Origin of the sequence: Sphingobium sp. BS19 (assembly GCF_027925545.1) — a bacterium.
Lineage (GTDB): Bacteria > Pseudomonadota > Alphaproteobacteria > Sphingomonadales > Sphingomonadaceae > Sphingobium.
Genome location: NZ_BSEF01000022.1, coordinates 1 through 15971, shown reverse-complemented (window position 1 = coordinate 15971; position 15971 = coordinate 1). Strand labels below are relative to the sequence as shown.

General features: G+C 55.8%; 16 protein-coding genes and 1 tRNA gene. 8 read left to right on the top strand and 9 right to left on the bottom strand.

Annotated elements, in window-relative coordinates; translation table 11 throughout:
* Positions 1–201 precede the first annotated feature (201 nt).
* From QMG56_RS19455 to QMG56_RS19445, 3 genes are all read right to left on the bottom strand, one after another.
* Complete coding sequence (locus QMG56_RS19455) at positions 202–390, bottom strand: hypothetical protein (protein ID WP_281824263.1); 189 nt, start codon at positions 388–390, stop codon at positions 202–204.
* Between the two features lie 123 nt (positions 391–513).
* Positions 514–1350, bottom strand: a complete 837-nt coding sequence (gene fghA, locus QMG56_RS19450; protein WP_281824244.1) for an S-formylglutathione hydrolase — start codon at positions 1348–1350, stop codon at positions 514–516.
* The gene (locus QMG56_RS19445; protein ID WP_281824355.1) at positions 1350–2459 is read right to left on the bottom strand and encodes an S-(hydroxymethyl)glutathione dehydrogenase/class III alcohol dehydrogenase; all 1110 of its coding nucleotides are present in this window, start codon (positions 2457–2459) and stop codon (positions 1350–1352) included. Before QMG56_RS19445 ends, fghA begins: the two co-directional genes overlap by 1 nt.
* A gap of 383 nt (positions 2460–2842) precedes the next feature.
* On the opposite strand from QMG56_RS19445, the gene purU reads away from it, so the two are divergent.
* On the top strand, positions 2843–3718 hold the full coding sequence (gene purU, locus QMG56_RS19440) for a formyltetrahydrofolate deformylase (RefSeq protein ID WP_281824354.1): 876 nt from the start codon (positions 2843–2845) through the stop codon (positions 3716–3718).
* Positions 3719–3803: 85 nt separating this feature from the next.
* Positions 3804–4616, top strand: a complete 813-nt coding sequence (fdhD, locus tag QMG56_RS19435; RefSeq protein ID WP_281824353.1) for a formate dehydrogenase accessory sulfurtransferase FdhD — start codon at positions 3804–3806, stop codon at positions 4614–4616.
* 45 nt (positions 4617–4661) lie between these two features.
* Here the strand turns inward: fdhD and QMG56_RS19430 are convergent, their stop codons facing one another.
* Positions 4662–5570, bottom strand: a complete 909-nt coding sequence (locus QMG56_RS19430; RefSeq protein WP_375713731.1) for a peptidylprolyl isomerase — start codon at positions 5568–5570, stop codon at positions 4662–4664.
* Between the two features lie 108 nt (positions 5571–5678).
* On the opposite strand from QMG56_RS19430, the gene QMG56_RS19425 reads away from it, so the two are divergent.
* Both QMG56_RS19425 and QMG56_RS19420 read left to right on the top strand, forming a co-directional pair.
* Positions 5679–5769, top strand: a tRNA-Ser gene (locus tag QMG56_RS19425).
* A gap of 177 nt (positions 5770–5946) precedes the next feature.
* Positions 5947–7137, top strand: coding sequence for a site-specific integrase (locus tag QMG56_RS19420; RefSeq protein ID WP_281824242.1), 1191 nt, complete (start codon positions 5947–5949; stop codon positions 7135–7137).
* A gap of 126 nt (positions 7138–7263) precedes the next feature.
* Here QMG56_RS19420 and QMG56_RS19415 read toward each other — a convergent pair whose 3' ends face one another.
* A complete protein-coding gene (locus QMG56_RS19415) occupies positions 7264–8481 on the bottom strand; it encodes an integrase arm-type DNA-binding domain-containing protein (protein ID WP_281824241.1) in 1218 nt (405 codons plus the stop codon).
* A 469-nt stretch (positions 8482–8950) separates the two neighbouring features.
* On the bottom strand, positions 8951–9301 hold the full coding sequence (locus QMG56_RS19410) for a hypothetical protein (protein WP_281824240.1): 351 nt from the start codon (positions 9299–9301) through the stop codon (positions 8951–8953).
* A gap of 75 nt (positions 9302–9376) precedes the next feature.
* Here QMG56_RS19410 and QMG56_RS19405 point away from each other — a divergent pair, with 75 nt between their 5' ends.
* The 3 genes from QMG56_RS19405 to QMG56_RS19395 are packed head-to-tail and all read left to right on the top strand — an operon-like array spanning position 9377 to position 12734.
* Positions 9377–10948, top strand: a complete 1572-nt coding sequence (locus QMG56_RS19405; protein ID WP_281824238.1) for a recombinase family protein — start codon at positions 9377–9379, stop codon at positions 10946–10948.
* A 29-nt stretch (positions 10949–10977) separates the two neighbouring features.
* Positions 10978–11844, top strand: coding sequence for a plasmid partitioning protein RepB C-terminal domain-containing protein (locus QMG56_RS19400; protein WP_281824236.1), 867 nt, complete (start codon positions 10978–10980; stop codon positions 11842–11844).
* The gene (locus QMG56_RS19395; protein ID WP_281824234.1) at positions 11841–12734 is read left to right on the top strand and encodes a plasmid partitioning protein RepB C-terminal domain-containing protein; all 894 of its coding nucleotides are present in this window, start codon (positions 11841–11843) and stop codon (positions 12732–12734) included. Before QMG56_RS19400 ends, QMG56_RS19395 begins: the two co-directional genes overlap by 4 nt.
* A gap of 208 nt (positions 12735–12942) precedes the next feature.
* Here QMG56_RS19395 and QMG56_RS19390 read toward each other — a convergent pair whose 3' ends face one another.
* A complete protein-coding gene (locus QMG56_RS19390) occupies positions 12943–13404 on the bottom strand; it encodes a hypothetical protein (RefSeq protein ID WP_281824232.1) in 462 nt (153 codons plus the stop codon).
* Between the two features lie 191 nt (positions 13405–13595).
* Here QMG56_RS19390 and QMG56_RS19385 point away from each other — a divergent pair, with 191 nt between their 5' ends.
* A complete protein-coding gene (locus QMG56_RS19385; RefSeq protein WP_281824231.1) occupies positions 13596–13841 on the top strand; it encodes a hypothetical protein in 246 nt (81 codons plus the stop codon).
* Here QMG56_RS19385 and QMG56_RS19380 read toward each other — a convergent pair.
* Together QMG56_RS19380 and QMG56_RS19375 are read right to left on the bottom strand one after the other, a co-directional pair.
* Positions 13812–15092, bottom strand: coding sequence for a hypothetical protein (locus QMG56_RS19380; protein ID WP_281824229.1), 1281 nt, complete (start codon positions 15090–15092; stop codon positions 13812–13814). The genes QMG56_RS19385 and QMG56_RS19380 overlap by 30 nt on opposite strands.
* Positions 15093–15248: 156 nt before the next feature.
* Positions 15249–15584 (bottom strand): hypothetical protein, encoded by a 336-nt coding sequence (locus QMG56_RS19375; protein ID WP_281824227.1) that lies wholly within the window; start codon positions 15582–15584, stop codon positions 15249–15251.
* Positions 15585–15971: the final 387 nt, after the last annotated feature.

The following is a 15971-nucleotide window of genomic DNA, read 5'->3' as shown; positions in this document are numbered from 1 at the left end:
AGTCTCGCAATGTGAGTCCTGTAAGCGCACCAGGAAGCAGAAGCCTGATATTTCGCGATCCGAAAGCGGGATACGGTTTATTCGGGCTTCGACGGACAGGCTGATCTGATCGCTGCCGGGCGCGTTGCGACGGCGTGCTGTGAATTGCGCACAATACGAACATGGCCTGCTAGGCCGCCAGTATTGCATCCCGTGGCGCTTCTACTTTGCCATATTCGGGGTCGCGGCTGCCGATGACGGCGTTTGTCCACCCGTACATCCGGTCCCATCATCTTCGGGCGCACCCAGCAGTTTCAGGATGACGCCGAGAGGCAGCACGATTGCGATAGCCTCCACGAAATCGATGGTCCCATCCGCACTCCCCCTCTGCATGGCTGCGCTGATTCGCATGCCCGCACCGTCATCGGCCATTTCGCGGCATCGCAAAATGATATGCTCATGGGACCGAGCAGGTCTTATTGACCCGAGACCTCATTGCCGTCGGTGAGAACGATCTCAACGTCAATTCGTCCGCTATGCCAGCCGATCGGCATGCCAGCGCAGATGATCGCCCATGAATGTGGAAATGAAGTAATAGCTGTGGTCATAGCCCGGCTGAAGCCGCAGCGTCAGTGGGATGCCAGCTTTCTCGCAAGCCTCTTTGAGCAGATGAGGTTTAAGCTGTTCCGTCAGAAAGTTGTCGGCCTCGCCCTGATCGACCAGCAGATCGGCGACACGGGCGCCGTCCTCGATCAGGGCGACGGCATCATGTCGACGCCATGCCGCCTGATCGCGGCCCAGATAACCGCCAAGAGCCTTATGGCCCCATGGAACCTGCGACGGTGCGACGATCGGCGCAAAGGCGGATATCGCCCGGAACCGGTCCGGGAATGTTAATCCGATGGTCAGCGCGCCGTGGCCGCCCATGCTGTGGCCCATGATCGACTGTCGATCCATGTCGGCAGGAAAATGCGCCCCTATAAGGTCTGGCAGCTCCTGTGTGATGTAGCTCCACATCTTGTAATGCGCCGCGAACGGTTCCTGAGCTGCATCGACATAGAAGCCGGCACCCAGACCGAAATCATAGGCACCGTCGGGATCGTCCGCCACGCCCTCGCCGCGCGGCGAGGTGTCCGGTGCGATGAAAATCAGGCCAAGCTCGGCACAGAGGCGACGAAACTCCCCTTTGTCCGTGACGTTGGCATGGGTGCAGGTGAGGCCGGACAAATACCAGACCACCGGCAGTTTCGTATCGGCTGCATGCTCGGGCACATATACGGAAAATGTCATGTCCGTGCCGGTGGCGGCAGAGACATGCTTATACACGCCCTGCACGCCGCCGAAGGTGCGATTTTCTGATACTGTTTCCATTAAAAGACCACGACGCTGCGAATGCTCTCGCCTGCGTGCATCAGGTCGAAGCCCTTGTTGATCTCATCCAACGTCAGGACATGGGTGATCATCGGATCGATCTGAATCTTGCCGTTCATGTACCAATCGACGATCTTGGGTACGTCGGTACGTCCTTTGGCTCCGCCAAAGGCGGTGCCGCGCCAGTTGCGGCCGGTGACGAGCTGGAACGGACGGGTGCTGATTTCCTTGCCCGCTTCAGCCACGCCAATGATGATGCTGGTGCCCCAGCCGCGGTGGCAGGCTTCCAATGCCTGACGCATGACTGTCGTGTTACCGGTGCAGTCGAAGGTATAGTCCGCACCGCCATCGGTCAGCGCGACCAGATGCGCGACGATGTCGCCATCGATGTCCTTCGGGTTCACAAAATGCGTCATGCCGAACTTGCGGCCCCATTCCTCGCGGTCGGGGTTGATGTCGACGCCGATGATCATGTTCGCGCCCGCCATCTTCGCACCCTGGAGCACGTTAAGGCCGATGCCACCCAGACCGAAGATGATGACATTGTCGCCGGGCGCGACTTTCGCCGTGTTCACCACCGCGCCGACGCCCGTCGTCACGCCGCAGCCGATGTAGCAGCTTGTCTTGAACGGCGCGTCTTCGCGGATCTTGGCTACCGCGATTTCCGGCAGGACGGTGAAGTTGGAGAAGGTGGAGCAGCCCATGTAATGATAAATAGGCTGGCCCTTGTAGCTGAAGCGCGTGGTGCCATCGGGCATCAGCCCCTTGCCCTGCGTCGCGCGGATCGCGGTGCACAGGTTGGTCTTGCCCGAAAGGCAGCTTTTACACTGACGGCATTCGGGCGTGTAAAGAGGGATGACATGATCGCCGGGCTTGACCGATGTGACACCAGTACCGACTTCGCGAACGATGCCTGCGCCTTCGTGGCCCAGGATCGAAGGGAAGATGCCTTCGCTGTCAAGACCGTCCAGCGTATAGGCATCGGTGTGGCAGATGCCTGTCGCCATGATCTCGACCAGAACTTCGCCCGCTTTGGGGCCTTCAAGATCGAGTTCGACAATCTCAAGAGGTTTCTTTGCTTCGAAGGCTACGGCAGCACGGGTCTTCATCATCAACTCCTGATGGGTCCATAAAATAGGAAGGGTGGCAAATGGGTGGTCTACGCCCGCCCAGCCGCTCCGACGAAGCCTTCAATGAGCCAGGCACAGAAAGATGACAACCACTTCATGACCGCTTTGCCGAGTTCTCCTCCATCTATCATCGGGCCAGCGCAAGGGGATGCCCGGTCGCGCATTGCCCGTTGGATCCCGTCCAGCGCGCATTTTCGCAAAATCGGTTCCTCCGGCATTGCCGAACGGCTAGGGATTGCGGGTCGAATGAAGTTTCGGCTGGGCGACCTTAGAGAAGGTTGGAGATACGGTAAGAGTGGGTCGGAGCGTTCGAGGAGGGTGGTAAAAGAGTGAGTGTGATTTCGGATTCCGGGCTTCCGTCGATGCATCGTGCAGAGACTGGCCACGTACCTCGTTATGTTTTGACCCTGGTCTGTCGCGATGTGCCTGGCATCGTCGCCAGCGTCGCTACCAATTTGTTTGAGGCAGGTGCCAACATCCTGGAGGCTCGTCAGTTCGACGATCTGGAGAGCGGGCGCTTCTTCATGCGCGTGGAATTTACTGCGGAAGCGGACGCTGACACGCGTCTCTCCGATCACTTCGCCCCGGTTGCTGAGCACTTCGATATGGCGTGGTCTTTGCGTGACCTTTCGCGCAAAAAGCGGGTGCTGCTTCTGGTCTCGAAATTCGATCACTGCCTTGGCGATCTTCTCTACCGCCACCGCCTCGGGGAATTGCCGATGGATATCGTCGGCATCGTTTCCAACCATCCGCAAGCGGTGCTGTCGGTCAGTAATGTCGGCGACATCCCCTACCATCACTTGCCTGTGACGAGGGACACCAAGGCGCAGCAGGAGGCGCAGATCAAGTCTATTGTCGATGAGACTGGCGCCGACCTTATCGTTCTTGCGCGGTACATGCAGATACTGTCCGACGATCTGGCGGGTTTCCTGTCGGGACGCTGCATCAATATCCATCACAGCTTTCTGCCCGGATTCAAGGGCGCCAAACCTTATCATCAGGCACATGAGCGTGGTGTAAAGCTTATCGGGGCCACCGCGCATTTCGTGACGGCGGATCTGGATGAAGGTCCGATCATCGAACAGGATGTCGAACGGGTCAGCCATGACGACACCGCCGACGATCTCGTTCGCAAGGGGCGGGACATCGAACGTCGGGTTCTGTCGCGTGCAGTGCTTCTGTTTCTGGAGGACCGGGCAATCATCAATGGGCACCGCACTGTCGTATTCGCTGGTTAATCCATATGGTGGACTTCTACGATGTTTCGAAACCCGGAAACGATAAGCGAGGTCGGTCAACGCGATGCCGGATGAGCGCCAGGTGATGATAGTTCATGACGAAAGCGGCGCGGCGCTTACCGAGCTGACGTTCGAGCGGCTGACACCTGATGGCGGGGTGGAGGCGATCGACCGCATGCTCGCAGAAGAGGTTCCGGTGGCAATCGAGTTCAACGGCATCGGCTACGCCGTGTTGATGGCGACGCCGAGCGACATCGGCGATCTGGTGTTGGGCTTCGCATTGGCTGAGCGGCTCATAGGGCCAACGGATGGGACGTTCGATGTCGACACCCATCGCACCGCACAGGGCGTTGTCGCGCGCGCTACCTTGCCGCAGGCCAGCATGCCCGCCCTGATCGAGCGGGTGCGGCATCGCGCGTCGGAGTCCTCTTGCGGCATATGTGGTATCGAAAATCTGGAGCAGGCGATCCGGCCATTGCCTCGCGTAACGACGCAGGTCCGGGCTGACCGCGCTGCCATTTTCCGCGCGCTGGATGCGCTGGCCGATCATCAGCCGCTCAATGCCGCAACGGGGGCCGCTCATGCTGCCGCATGGGTCAGTCCGGACGGCGCAATCCGGCTGGTGCGCGAGGATGTAGGTCGGCACAACGCATTCGACAAACTGATCGGAGCGATGGCGCTTTTGGGGGCCGACTGGGAGGGAGGCTTTGCGTTGCTCTCGTCACGCTGTTCGTACGAGATAGTGGAAAAGGCGGTGTTGAGTCAGTGTCCCCTGCTCGTCACTATTTCGGCGCCGACTGCGCTAGCCACGGAGCGCGCGGCGGAGGCGGGGATGCCGCTCGTTGTGCTGGCGCGCTCCGATGCGATATTACTGCGGAGCAGCGCGACATTGCCATAGCGCATTGACCGGGCTGGTCTATGGCATCTGGGCAGCAGCAAGGCTCTACTTCAGCGGCTTTGTACGGATCGGAACCGGCACATTACACACATCTACACCGCCAGCCGGCGCGATATAGAAATCATCTTTCCGGTTTGCACGAACATGCATGTAATCCGCAAAGCTCTTCGACGCGGTGTCCATCATTTCAAATTGCGGCCGCTCTGCATCCGGCATATCGCTCGCCAACCGCACCGATAGTATCGCAGTAGGCACTTGTTCCGCCCCGTACATGCCGATCTCAGCCGTGCCCCGTGGCAGACTGGCCATATTGGCCATACCGTCGATCACACGGCCCACGACAGCGATGTTGCGATCGAGCTGGCGCGGCGCATGGCCGATCACGGCATACAGCTCTGCCCCAGTTCCGGCATCCGGCGGACCGTTACGGCCGGCACCAACAGAGCCATAGCAATGCGTCATCCATGCGGCTTTGCCATCCGTCGCCACGGGCCAGCCATCGATGAACCCTGCCACTTGCGCGTAGCTATCTCGAAAAGGCAGCTTCACCATGCCCAGCGTTTGACGATAGGGAATGCTGTAATCTTCTGGCAGAGGCGTTTTCAAACCGGCTGGCAGAGGTTTTTTCTCAGAACGGTCGCCCCATTGGACGACGTAATTGTCCTGCACGCGATAGATGCTCGTCGCGTCCCACCAATGCGCTTTGGCCAGCGCCCGCATATTGCCGACATGCCCTTGGGAAAACCACGGTGCCAGTTGAATGACCACGCGCTTGTTGCCCGCAAGCGTCATGACCAGAATGTCGTCCGCCGGGATGGCCTTCCAGGCACTGGCTGGCGAATCCGTGACCACCGAATTGGGCGTGATGACCGGCGAGGCAGGAGTTTGGGCCTTGGCGGACAGGGCCATGACCATCGCAATCACTGCAGCGAAAGAGGCGGGGGAGAAGCGCATCGCGCCAATCAACGGCAAAGCGCCAGCAAAGTAAAGCGGGAGCGCAACACCACGCCTCTTGCCTATGCCGCCTACCCACGATAGGGAGCCGTCCTTCCAGTGCAATGCGGAGCGGTGGCCGAGTGGTCGAAGGCGCTCGCCTGGAAAGTGAGTATACGTCAAAAGCGTATCCAGGGTTCGAATCCCTGCCGCTCCGCCATTTTGCCTTTTTCATGGATCACCGCGAACGTCTACGGACGCTGAAAACCAGGCATTTGCTGGGTTTTCAAGGTTCTTCAGGTTGCGCCTGTTCGCCATTATTCGCGCCAAACCGCGTCTTGATTTATGACCGGTTTTATGACTAAACTTGGGGAAGCCAGCGCAGCAGGAGATTGACGTGAGGCTCTACAGGCGGCTTTCGGTAAAATCGGTTCAGGCAGAATCGCGGCCCGGTGTGCATTCCGATGGCGATGGACTTTACATGCGCGTGAGGGACACAGGGACCAAATCCTGGCTCTACATCGGGATGCTGAATAGGCGTCGACGGGAAATCGGGCTGGGTTCCGTGCGGGATGTGTCGCTGGCGCAAGCGCGCGAAAAGGCACGCGAGTTACGTCACTCTTTTCGGGCTGGAATTGATCCTGTGGTCGAAAGAGAGCGCGCAAAAGCGGCGGAGCGCCCGACGCAGACGTTCGGGGAGTTCGCGGATACGCTGCTCGATACCATTGAAGATGGTTTCCGAAACGAAAAGCATCGTAAGCAATGGCGCTCTACATTGCAGACCCACGCAGCCGAGTTGAGGGGCCAGCCAATAGATCAGATCGACGCAGCGGCTGTATTGAAAGTCTTGCAACCGATTTGGCTGGCATTGCCAGAAACAGCTTCGCGCGTGCGCGGCCGGATCGAACGTGTCCTGGACGCAGCAAAAGCCAAGGGACTTCGAACGGGGGAAAATCCTGCACGTTGGAAGGGGCATCTTGAGCTGTTATTACCCAGGAAGCCGCAAATTGGCCCAGCGCACCATGCAGCGTTGCCATTTGCTAAGATCAGTGAGTTCATGAAAGAGCTAGCCGAGCGTCCGGCATCGGCCGCACGCGCCTTGGAATTGACGATCCTTACAGCGGCTCGATCCGGTGAGACGCTTGGCATGACGTGGGGAGAAATTGACTTTGAAACGGCGATCTGGACGTTGCCGGCAGAACGCATGAAGGCTGGCAGAATACATCAAGTGCCGCTCAGCTTAGCTTCTCTTCAAATACTTAAGAATCTTCGGCCGAGCCACCCTGACGCGAATGCGAAGGTCTTTGTTGGAAATCACGGCAAGCCTCTCTCCAACATGGCGATGAGCATGTTGCTGCGCCGAATGGGGTATGATGGCATCACCGTCCACGGGTTTCGGTCCACATTCCGGGACTGGGCCGGCGAAACGACTGCCTTTTCACGGGAGGACGTTGAGACGGCACTTGCTCATACCGTCACGTCGAAGACCGAGCGGGCGTATCGCCGGGGTACCGCACTTGAAAAGAGAAGAGAAATTATGAAGGCTTGGGCCAGTTTTTGTGGAACACAAGAAAGCGACCCGACTTGAAGCCAGCGTCGGTTGATCATAGCTGAGCAATTACAATTGTGGCGCAGATGGCGAGAAATAGCGCAAAGCGGACACGCTTTAAAATCCCATACGGATTTCTGAGCACTGATCAGAAAATACCTATCCTCAAGCGCGTTTTCGAAACTTACCTTTGAGTACCTTGCCGCCTGCGCGTAACTGGTCGAGATAATCCGACCACCACTGAGCCATTCGAACGCGCTCGGCCCAATGAGCGCCGCGGTGATAGGCAGCTCTAACCTTGTCCTTTTCTCCATGTGCGAGGGCGCGCTCAATTGCATCGGGATGCCAAAGGCCTGATTCGTTCAGCAAGGTGCTGGCCATCGCCCGAAATCCGTGGCTGGTCATATCGTCATGGCCATAGCCCATCCGTCTTAGCGCAATGTTCAACGTGTTCTCGCAGATCGACCGTTTCGTCGTGTGCAATGCCGGGAACAGGAATTCGCTAGCCCGCCCAAGCGACCGCAATTCATACAAAAGGTACAGGGCCTGACGGGATAAAGGCACGGCATGGGCCTGCTTCATTTTCATTCGTTCGGCAGGAATCCGCCACACCTTTTCGGCAAAATCGATCTCGCTCCATTTGCCCTGGCGCAGTTCGCCGGGCCTGAGGAAGACATGCGGCGCCAGCCTCAACGCGAACAGCGTTTCGGGTCGACCGTTATAGTCCTCAATCGCTCTAAGCAATTCGCCGACCTTGGCTGGATCTACGATGGCAGCATGATGCTTGACCTTGGGTACTATCAAAGCACCGCGAAGGATGTCTGCCGGATTGCGATCCGTACGTAGCGTCGCGAACCCATATCGGAAGACCCGCCCAGCAAACGACCGCAAGCGCAGCGCGGTTTCATGATGGCCTCGCCGTTCGATACGCTTAAGTGTGTCCAGCAGTTCGTGAGGTGTAATCGACGCGATTGGGCGTTTGGCAATATCATCCAGAAGTTCGAGGAACCACCGTGCCTTCTTGGCGGTCGCGGGTGATTTTCCCTCCAGCTCCATCTTCTGGATATATTCCTCCGCCACCAGCTTGAAGGTAGTCTTGGCCGCAAGCTCTGCCTCGAACCGCCGCTGGCGCTTCTCCTCAACAGGGTCGACACCGTCGATAAGACTGGCCCGTGCTTCGTCGCGCTTGAGACGCGCATGCTTCAAGGAAACCTCCGGAAAGCTGCCAAGGGATAGCTTTCGCTCGACACCCATCACCTTGTATCGGAAGCGCCACAGCAATGCGCCCGAAGGTTGCACCAGAAGAAAGAGGCCGTCTGCGTCAGTCACCTTGAAAGGTCGCGCAGCGGGTTTGAGTGCTCTAATCTCGACAGTCGTAAGCATAGGGTGGACCACGCCTCTAGAATATCTCGTGGTCCACCGATTCGTGGTCCACTTTGGGCGGCACTGGGCGGAACAAAGTGGGAATATGTGGGACCAACGGAAGACAATATACCGCAGATTTCCGCGGTTTTCTAGAGCGTTCTCGTTATGTACTGGTGCCGCTTACAGACTCGAACCTGTGACCCCATCATTACGAAGGCCTCGGAAGTGAATGGGCAAGGGCCAAGGACTACTAGAGTTTTTGCACCAATATCACGATCCTTGCGACAGGCACCCACGACAGACCCAAACGCAGGAAAAGGCTGAGTTGAACCGTTTCCTAGCGAAAAGTCTTTCGCAGGAAGCAGTTCGGTATGTTCGCCTGCGCTATACCTGCATCGTCGGGCTAGGTACCGGCGCCAGTACCTAACATTGCAATTTTCTTCCTCCGTACTGAGCGGAAGCCGTCGAACTAGGACAAGCTGGCATCTCAAATCATGTGGTCGAGCGCCACAATCGTCTCAGCCAACTGTCGACGCAGTGAAAGCAGGCTGGCTCCAAGCGACATTTCCGGCCGCTCTGCCATTAGCATCATCGCTTTGAGCACTGCGTTCGACTCCCGTGCAAGCAAAATAAGGTGTGCCCCGCTGGGGGAGTTTGTCCCGCTCAACCAGTTCTTCGCCGTACGCTGGCTGACACCGGTCCATTGCATAATCATCTTTGCCCCGTTGCGGGTCGACCCGAACTCCACTTTGAGAGCCGAGGCAATCACTTGCGCAAACTCGGCGTCAGTAAACATGTCGCGCGAAATAGGAAACGAACTGCCCTTCTTTGAAAACATGTTGCCCCTCCTTTGCTGTTAGGGAAGCACAGCAACGCAACTAAAGGGCGAGCAATCAATATTGAGGCGTGACAAATGGTCATCGAGTGGCGGACAGGAAAGGATGACCATTCCGGAGATCACCTCCCTAAGCGGGCTGCGGAATATGTTCGTATGTCTACAGAGCATCAGAAATACTCGACCGACAACCAGTCTGCGGAAATCCGGGCTTATGCAAAACGTCGCGGCTACGAAATTGTACGCTCCTATGCTGACGAAGGCAAAAGCGGCCTAAGCGTAGACGGACGTGGATCGTTTCAGCAGCTCTTAACTGACATCCAGAGCGGCAGTGCCGATTTCGAAGCAATCTTGGTCTACGACGTCAGCCGCTGGGGGCGCTTTCAAGATCCCAATGAAGCCTCACACTATGTGTGGCTGTGCAAAAGTGCAGGCATCAAAGTCCATTTCTGTGCCGAGCAGATCGAGAATGATGGTTCCATGGGATCATCTATCGTAACGACTGTTAAGCAGGTGATGGCAGGCGAATATAGCCGTGAACTGTCGGTTAAAGTTTTTAGAGGCCAGTGCCGTCTGATCGGCCTTGGCTATCGACAGGGGGGAGCGCCGGGGTTCGGTCTGCGCCGGATGCTTGTCGATGAGCACGGCAACGAAAAAGGCCTATTAGATCGCGGAGAGCATAAAAGCATCGCCACCGATAGGGTCGTGCTAGTGCCAGGACCTGATAACGAGGTCGACACCGTCCACGAAATCTACCGAAAATTTGTCGAAGAAGGACAAACCGAGCGACAAATTGCTGACTGGTTGAATGCTCAAGGTATTATGTCGGACCTGGAACGCCCGTGGACGCGCGGGGCGGTTCACCAGCTCCTTATAAACGATAAATATGTAGGTCATAACGTTTGGGGGCGCACATCCTACAAGCTCAAAACCAGACACGTCCGCAATGACCCTTCGGATTGGATCAGGTTTAACGGGGCGTTTCCAGCGCTCGTGTCACAATCACTTTTCGATCGGGCACAGCTTATTATCGATAAGCGCGCTGAACGTCTCAACGACCAAGAAATGCTCACTCTGCTTGCAGACTTGCTAAAGCAAAACGGCCGTCTGTCGGGCCTCATCATTGATGAGTTCGATAATGGCCCCTCGACGAGCGCTTATCAGTCGCGGTTTGGCAGCCTGCTCCGTGCTTACGCCCTAATCGGCTATGTGCCTAAGCACGACTATCGCTATATCGACATAAACCGCGCTCTACGCCGGATGCATCCCTCAATCGTCAAATCCGTCATTGATGGTGTAATTGCCGCAGGCGGAAATGCAGTCCAAAATCTCGAAAACGACACTCTAATGATCAACGACGAGATCATTGTTTCCGTGGTCATTGCGCGCTGCAAATCCACCCCTTGTGGCAATCGCCGCTGGAAAATTCGCCTGGATGAGACGCTTCGACCCGACCTCACCATCTGCATTAGAATGGACAACGACAACATTCACGCCAATGATTATTATGTCCTGCCGCGAATGACTCTGGCCGAAGGTGTGCTGCGGCTAGCCGATCACAATGGCCTATCGCTCGATGCTTTCAGATTTCAACATCTCGATGGCTTCTTCGATTTGACAAGACGCACACCGCTTCGGCGGGCTGCTTAATCATGGCGCTCCCTTCCCAGCGGGTTGAAATGATTCCGATTGACCGGATCACAATAGTCAACCCGCGTCTGCGCAACAAAAAGGTTTTCAGCGGCATTGTCGAGAACATTGCCGAGGTCGGCCTGAAGCGACCGCTTACTGTCACGTCGCGGCAGGGCGGGGACGGACCCTCTTATGATCTTGTCTGTGGACAGGGGCGGCTCGAGGCGTTCCTTGAACTCGGTCAGACCGAAGTGCCCGCACTGATTGTTAGTGCTGATACCGAAGATTGTCTTATCGCGAGCCTTGTGGAAAACTGTGCCCGTCGCCAACATCAGGCCGTGGACCTTCTGCAGGATATTGTGGGCATGCGCGAGCGGGGGTACAGTGACTCCGAAATCGCCGAGCGTACGGGCCTGTCAGCCAGCTATGTCTCAAGCGTCGGCCGTCTACTAGAACGCGGTGAGCGACGTCTTGTTGCTGCAGTTGAGGCCGGCTATCTTCCTATATCCGTTGCCCTAGAAATATGTGAATCTGATGATGAAGGCGTTCAGGCCGCCTTACATAAAGCCTATGAGGACAAGCTTTTGCGTGGGCGCGCGTTGATCGCAGCCCGCCGCTTGGTAGAAGTTCGTAAGCGATCGGGTAAAGCTAGTAAGCTGAGGCGTCTCGTCGATAAGGATAGTACGGCAACCCCCGAAGGCTTAGTAAAAGCTTTTCAAGAGGACACCGAGCGCAAGCGGGTGATGATCCGTAAAACTGAGGCGACGCGCAATCGGCTAGTGTTTATCATCGAAGCGCTTGGCCAACTTTCTAGTGATGAAACGTTCATCGCACTACTAGAGGATGTAGGCCTCGCTTCCATGCCAAGTCGTGTTGTCGAACGAATTCAGAATGTCAGGATCGCGTCACTATGACTGCGCGAAACCGCAACAGTAAAATCAAGCTGGCTTTTGAGCAAACCAGCCTGCGTATCCCACTCGCGGAGATCGAATTATTGCGGGCAGTTACACCGGCCATCAAGCGAACCTTGAAATACGGACAGATCGCAGCGTCTATGACCGAAGTTGGGATAATAGAGCCACCCGTCGTGGTCCGGATTCCTGGCAAAACCGATCGTTATAGGTTGTTAGATGGGCATATACGGATCGATATCCTCTTAGAACGTGGCGAGAAGGATGTTGTTTGCCTTGTCGCGACTGATGACGAAGCGATCACTTACAACAAGCGTATTAGCCGGACGGCGACCGTTCAAGAGCACAAAATGATCCTGAAGGTGCTTGAACAAGGGGTCTCAGAGGAGCGGTTAGCGCGTGCCCTCAACGTCAACATAGCCAGCATACGCAACAAGCGCCGACTTCTTGACGGCATTTGCGAGGAGGTGAAAAAACTACTTCAAGACCGTCTGGTGCCTATCAACACGTTCAATGAACTCAAAAAGCTTCGTCCCATGCGTCAGATCGAAGCCGCAGAGACCATGATCGCAATGAACCGCTTTTCATGGCCTTACGCCAAATCTCTTGTAGCTGCGACGCCACAGAACCAGCTTGTTAGCGAGAAGCGAAAATCCGTACGTGGCCTGAGCGATGAGCAGCTAGACCATATGGAACGCGAGGCGACGAACATCGACCGGGAATTCCGGTTGGTCGAACAGAGCTATGGCAGCGATCACCTCGACCTTGTTCTGGCGACCGGTTATGTCTGCCGCCTTGTCGACAATATTCGCGTCGTGCATCATCTCGCTCGCCACCACCCTGAGCTACTGTCTGAGTTCCAGCGGATCGTCCAAATGCGTGATGCCGCATAACGGCCTGAACCAAAAAATCCAATTTTGAGATTATTGTGTCAGCGGTGAAATAGTTATGCCTGACCAAATTCCGGCGCTTAACGTCGCCTGAAATAAAGTGTTGAACATAATGGCAATTATCGCGTTTTATTGCTCGGCAGTTTGCCCTGAGGTTCGATTTTAGGGGTGTGGAGGAAGGGAAAAAATAGGCTCCCCTCCCCCCGAATCATCAATTGATAACTATCGGTTCTGCGGTGAAGCAATTGACCAACTGCCCAGAGGTCATCACCGCTGATTTCCCAGAGATGATCATTGAACCAAGCAATGCTGCCATGGTGTTGCCCCTGCCTTCCTGACGGTGCGAGCCGCGCAGTGCCCAGTCACGGCCAGCGACGTTGACTGAGTTAAACGTCACTTCGAACTTCGCCGACTTTCCGCCAATACCTTTGCCGGTACGCCATGTAATTGTGCCTTTAACTGGCGTTCCACGCGGAATGATGACGGTGCCCTTTTCAACCACGTCATTCACGACTTGAAACGCTGCTGCATCACCCTCTTTCATCTTGATAGATGTGATTTCAGAAACTGGCGTCACGACGATCATTGTGTTGGCAGGTAAGGTCTCCGCATTGGCTGTGCCAACAACTGATAGCGCCACAAACGACGCTACGAACAAATGTTTGATATTCATGCATTCCCCCAATAGCCGAAGCTTCCTCGGCTGGAAGTTTTCTGCTCCGGGCTGAAGCATTTGTCCACCGAAACACTGCGCGGAATCACGACACCCGGGGACAACATCCGACAAGTCAGCACCTACAGAATGGCATTGGGATGCGAAGTTCGGCGTCCCGAGTACGTTTTAGGTTTGGTGGAGCATCCTGGGTGAGCGATGCGGTGTTCAAAGTGCGCGCGAGCCCCATCGCTGTATTCACGATGGGGCTGAACCCTTCCATGGCATTCGGCGCAGCGCATATCTTCGCCACGCCGTTGCAACGCTTCCTCAATGCCGATTACAGACCAACCGTCTCCGTCGCGTATCTCGCACTCATCAATTGGTTCAAACACCAACGTCCTCCCAAAAAATGGAACGGTCAGAACCTAAATCCAAATGTTGTCATGGATTTCTGAGCCAAATGTACCCTTCAGCATTAGCGCCAAATCGGCAGAGGCGTCTCCCCCTTCGACGGTCAGGTAAGTGTAACCCTTCGAGGTCGTCGTCGACAGCAAGCCTTTGCTGAAAGCATCCGCAACGCTCGTGGCCGCCAAGTTGAAGGCCGTCAGGTCTAATGTGTCTTGGACGGTGCCCTTTGCGGAAAAGTCATTGATGATCGGTCGCAAGCTGCCTGCTGTCTCAACAGTACCAAGCTCAAAACGATCCGAACCCGATCCGCCGGTCATCTCAACTTTGCTGACGCCATCCCAATCGTATAGCGAAAGCTTGTCATCCCCGTTGCCACCGATGAGTTTGACGTTGCCGTAACGCGCCAGCAGCATGTCGTTGCCGTCTCCACCGTCTGCCAAGCGTGTCTGGTCCTCTGCGCCAGCGATGTTGACGACGTCGTTGCCCGCCTTCGAGTATACTTTGCTGACTAAACTGAAATTGACCACATCGTTGCCACTGCCAAGCGTCAGTTCGCTATAGACTTCAGCTTGGTCATTCCCGATCTCGCTACTGCTTATTGAACCGCCATTTACGGTGATGCCTGCTTTAGCGCCTTCGTAGACCAACTTGTCCGCATAATATGTGTCGTTGTCGCCATCGAGTGCAGCAATGATTTTAGCACTGTAGGCATCGATGGTGTCTGCACCATCTCCATCACGAACCTCGTAGTATCCGCCCTGGAAGGCCGTAAAGATGTCGTTGCCTGTTCCCATGTTCACGAATGCCGGGGCGCTTACAGAAGACTGGATGAAAATCTCATCGTTTCCGGCACCAAGATCGATCGTTTTTCCGGAGATATCTGCCGGAACTATTGCATCGTAGTAGCTAGTGCCTTTGATGGACGTGCCCGCAACATCCCAAACCAATTGGTTTGCAAAGCCTGTTTCATCCTCTTCGAAATAGTTCTCTACAAGGAGCGGATGAACGCCGAGCCAATCTTTGATTACGTCACCAATGTTTAGGTAGAAACCATCCGCTCTACTATCCTCTGGATACTTGTCGCGGACCTTCGAGCCGTCCAGAAAGAAGAAGTCCTGCCCAACCTTCGTGACGCCTACCCACGCAACACCGTGGAAATGATGTGTCCGGCCACCAGTATGATCGAAGTTCAAATTGCTGGTGAGATCACCGCCCCACTTCTTCGCAAGCGCGCGCGCGCCATCCCATGTGACGGCACTGTTTAATGTCGTCCAGATACTGGTAACCGATACAGCCATTGCATGCTCCTTGCGATTGGAGCGACCCCAAGCTCGCTATTGCGATTCATGGTAAGGGACTAGTTCATACAACTGATGACGAACAGTCCGATTCGCAGCTCAGTTCATTTTTTGTGTTGTCTATCAAGAGTTTCACGTCTGACAGCCCAGCATCATCTACGCCGCCCAACGATCAAGCTCAGGAAACAACGGCAACACGTCCGGCTGCGCAGGCTCGACCACATTTGCATCGAATACCGAAACCGTGACCCATTCGATATGCCACTCGATTATCGCTGAACCATTGTTAAACCGCACCATGCCCGCACCATCGCGAGCGACTTCCCATTCGCATTCCAGTTTGTCGCTGTACGTGCCGAGCAGCAGTGTGCCGTCACTAAACCCCACAAGGAACCGATCATCGTCGTCATAGGGCACGGTCAACACGGTTTCCACGTCACCCGTTACGCGAAGCCTTACGCTATCCGCGATCGCCTCGATTAAAACGCCCATAGCAGAATCACCTTTCCTACATGAGAACAAATGTAGAACATGAAGGATAGAGAAGGAGTCGACAATGGTAATTATCGATGGATCGTTTCTGCTCGGCATGGCGGCAGTCATTCAAAGTCTAGGGACGCTGTTGCGCATCAGGCGAGAGACAACCCCTTACATAGCGCCATCACGTCCAAGACGTCGTGGCCATCGAAAAGCGCACTGGTTCAAAGCACTTGTGCGGGTTAAAGTCTTGTAGCCCTCAAGCGATCTGCCTAACCCGTCTTATTCATGAGACCGCCGCTCCGAGGTTTTGTGGGCTGGGTTCGTTGTTGACGGCGTAGTCTGGACGAGCGCCTCCGCTGGTGATTTTCACCACGACGGGAGCAAGGGGCTTTTTGAGGT

Excerpts from the sequence above, each read along its gene's own strand:
- QMG56_RS19455 (WP_281824263.1), bottom strand. The coding sequence starts at position 390 with ATGCGAATCAGCGCAGCCATGCAGAGGGGGAGTGCGGATGGGACCATC.
- fghA (WP_281824244.1), bottom strand. The coding sequence starts at position 1,350 with ATGGAAACAGTATCAGAAAATCGCACCTTCGGCGGCGTGCAGGGCGTG.
- QMG56_RS19445 (WP_281824355.1), bottom strand. The coding sequence starts at position 2,459 with ATGAAGACCCGTGCTGCCGTAGCCTTCGAAGCAAAGAAACCTCTTGAG.
- purU (WP_281824354.1), top strand. The coding sequence starts at position 2,843 with ATGCATCGTGCAGAGACTGGCCACGTACCTCGTTATGTTTTGACCCTG.
- fdhD (WP_281824353.1), top strand. The coding sequence starts at position 3,804 with ATGATAGTTCATGACGAAAGCGGCGCGGCGCTTACCGAGCTGACGTTC.
- QMG56_RS19430 (WP_375713731.1), bottom strand. The coding sequence starts at position 5,570 with ATGCGCTTCTCCCCCGCCTCTTTCGCTGCAGTGATTGCGATGGTCATG.
- QMG56_RS19415 (WP_281824241.1), bottom strand. The coding sequence starts at position 8,481 with ATGCTTACGACTGTCGAGATTAGAGCACTCAAACCCGCTGCGCGACCT.
- QMG56_RS19410 (WP_281824240.1), bottom strand. The coding sequence starts at position 9,301 with ATGTTTTCAAAGAAGGGCAGTTCGTTTCCTATTTCGCGCGACATGTTT.
- QMG56_RS19405 (WP_281824238.1), top strand. The coding sequence starts at position 9,377 with ATGGTCATCGAGTGGCGGACAGGAAAGGATGACCATTCCGGAGATCAC.
- QMG56_RS19400 (WP_281824236.1), top strand. The coding sequence starts at position 10,978 with ATGATTCCGATTGACCGGATCACAATAGTCAACCCGCGTCTGCGCAAC.
- QMG56_RS19395 (WP_281824234.1), top strand. The coding sequence starts at position 11,841 with ATGACTGCGCGAAACCGCAACAGTAAAATCAAGCTGGCTTTTGAGCAA.
- QMG56_RS19390 (WP_281824232.1), bottom strand. The coding sequence starts at position 13,404 with ATGAATATCAAACATTTGTTCGTAGCGTCGTTTGTGGCGCTATCAGTT.
- QMG56_RS19380 (WP_281824229.1), bottom strand. The coding sequence starts at position 15,092 with ATGGCTGTATCGGTTACCAGTATCTGGACGACATTAAACAGTGCCGTC.
- QMG56_RS19375 (WP_281824227.1), bottom strand. The coding sequence starts at position 15,584 with ATGGGCGTTTTAATCGAGGCGATCGCGGATAGCGTAAGGCTTCGCGTA.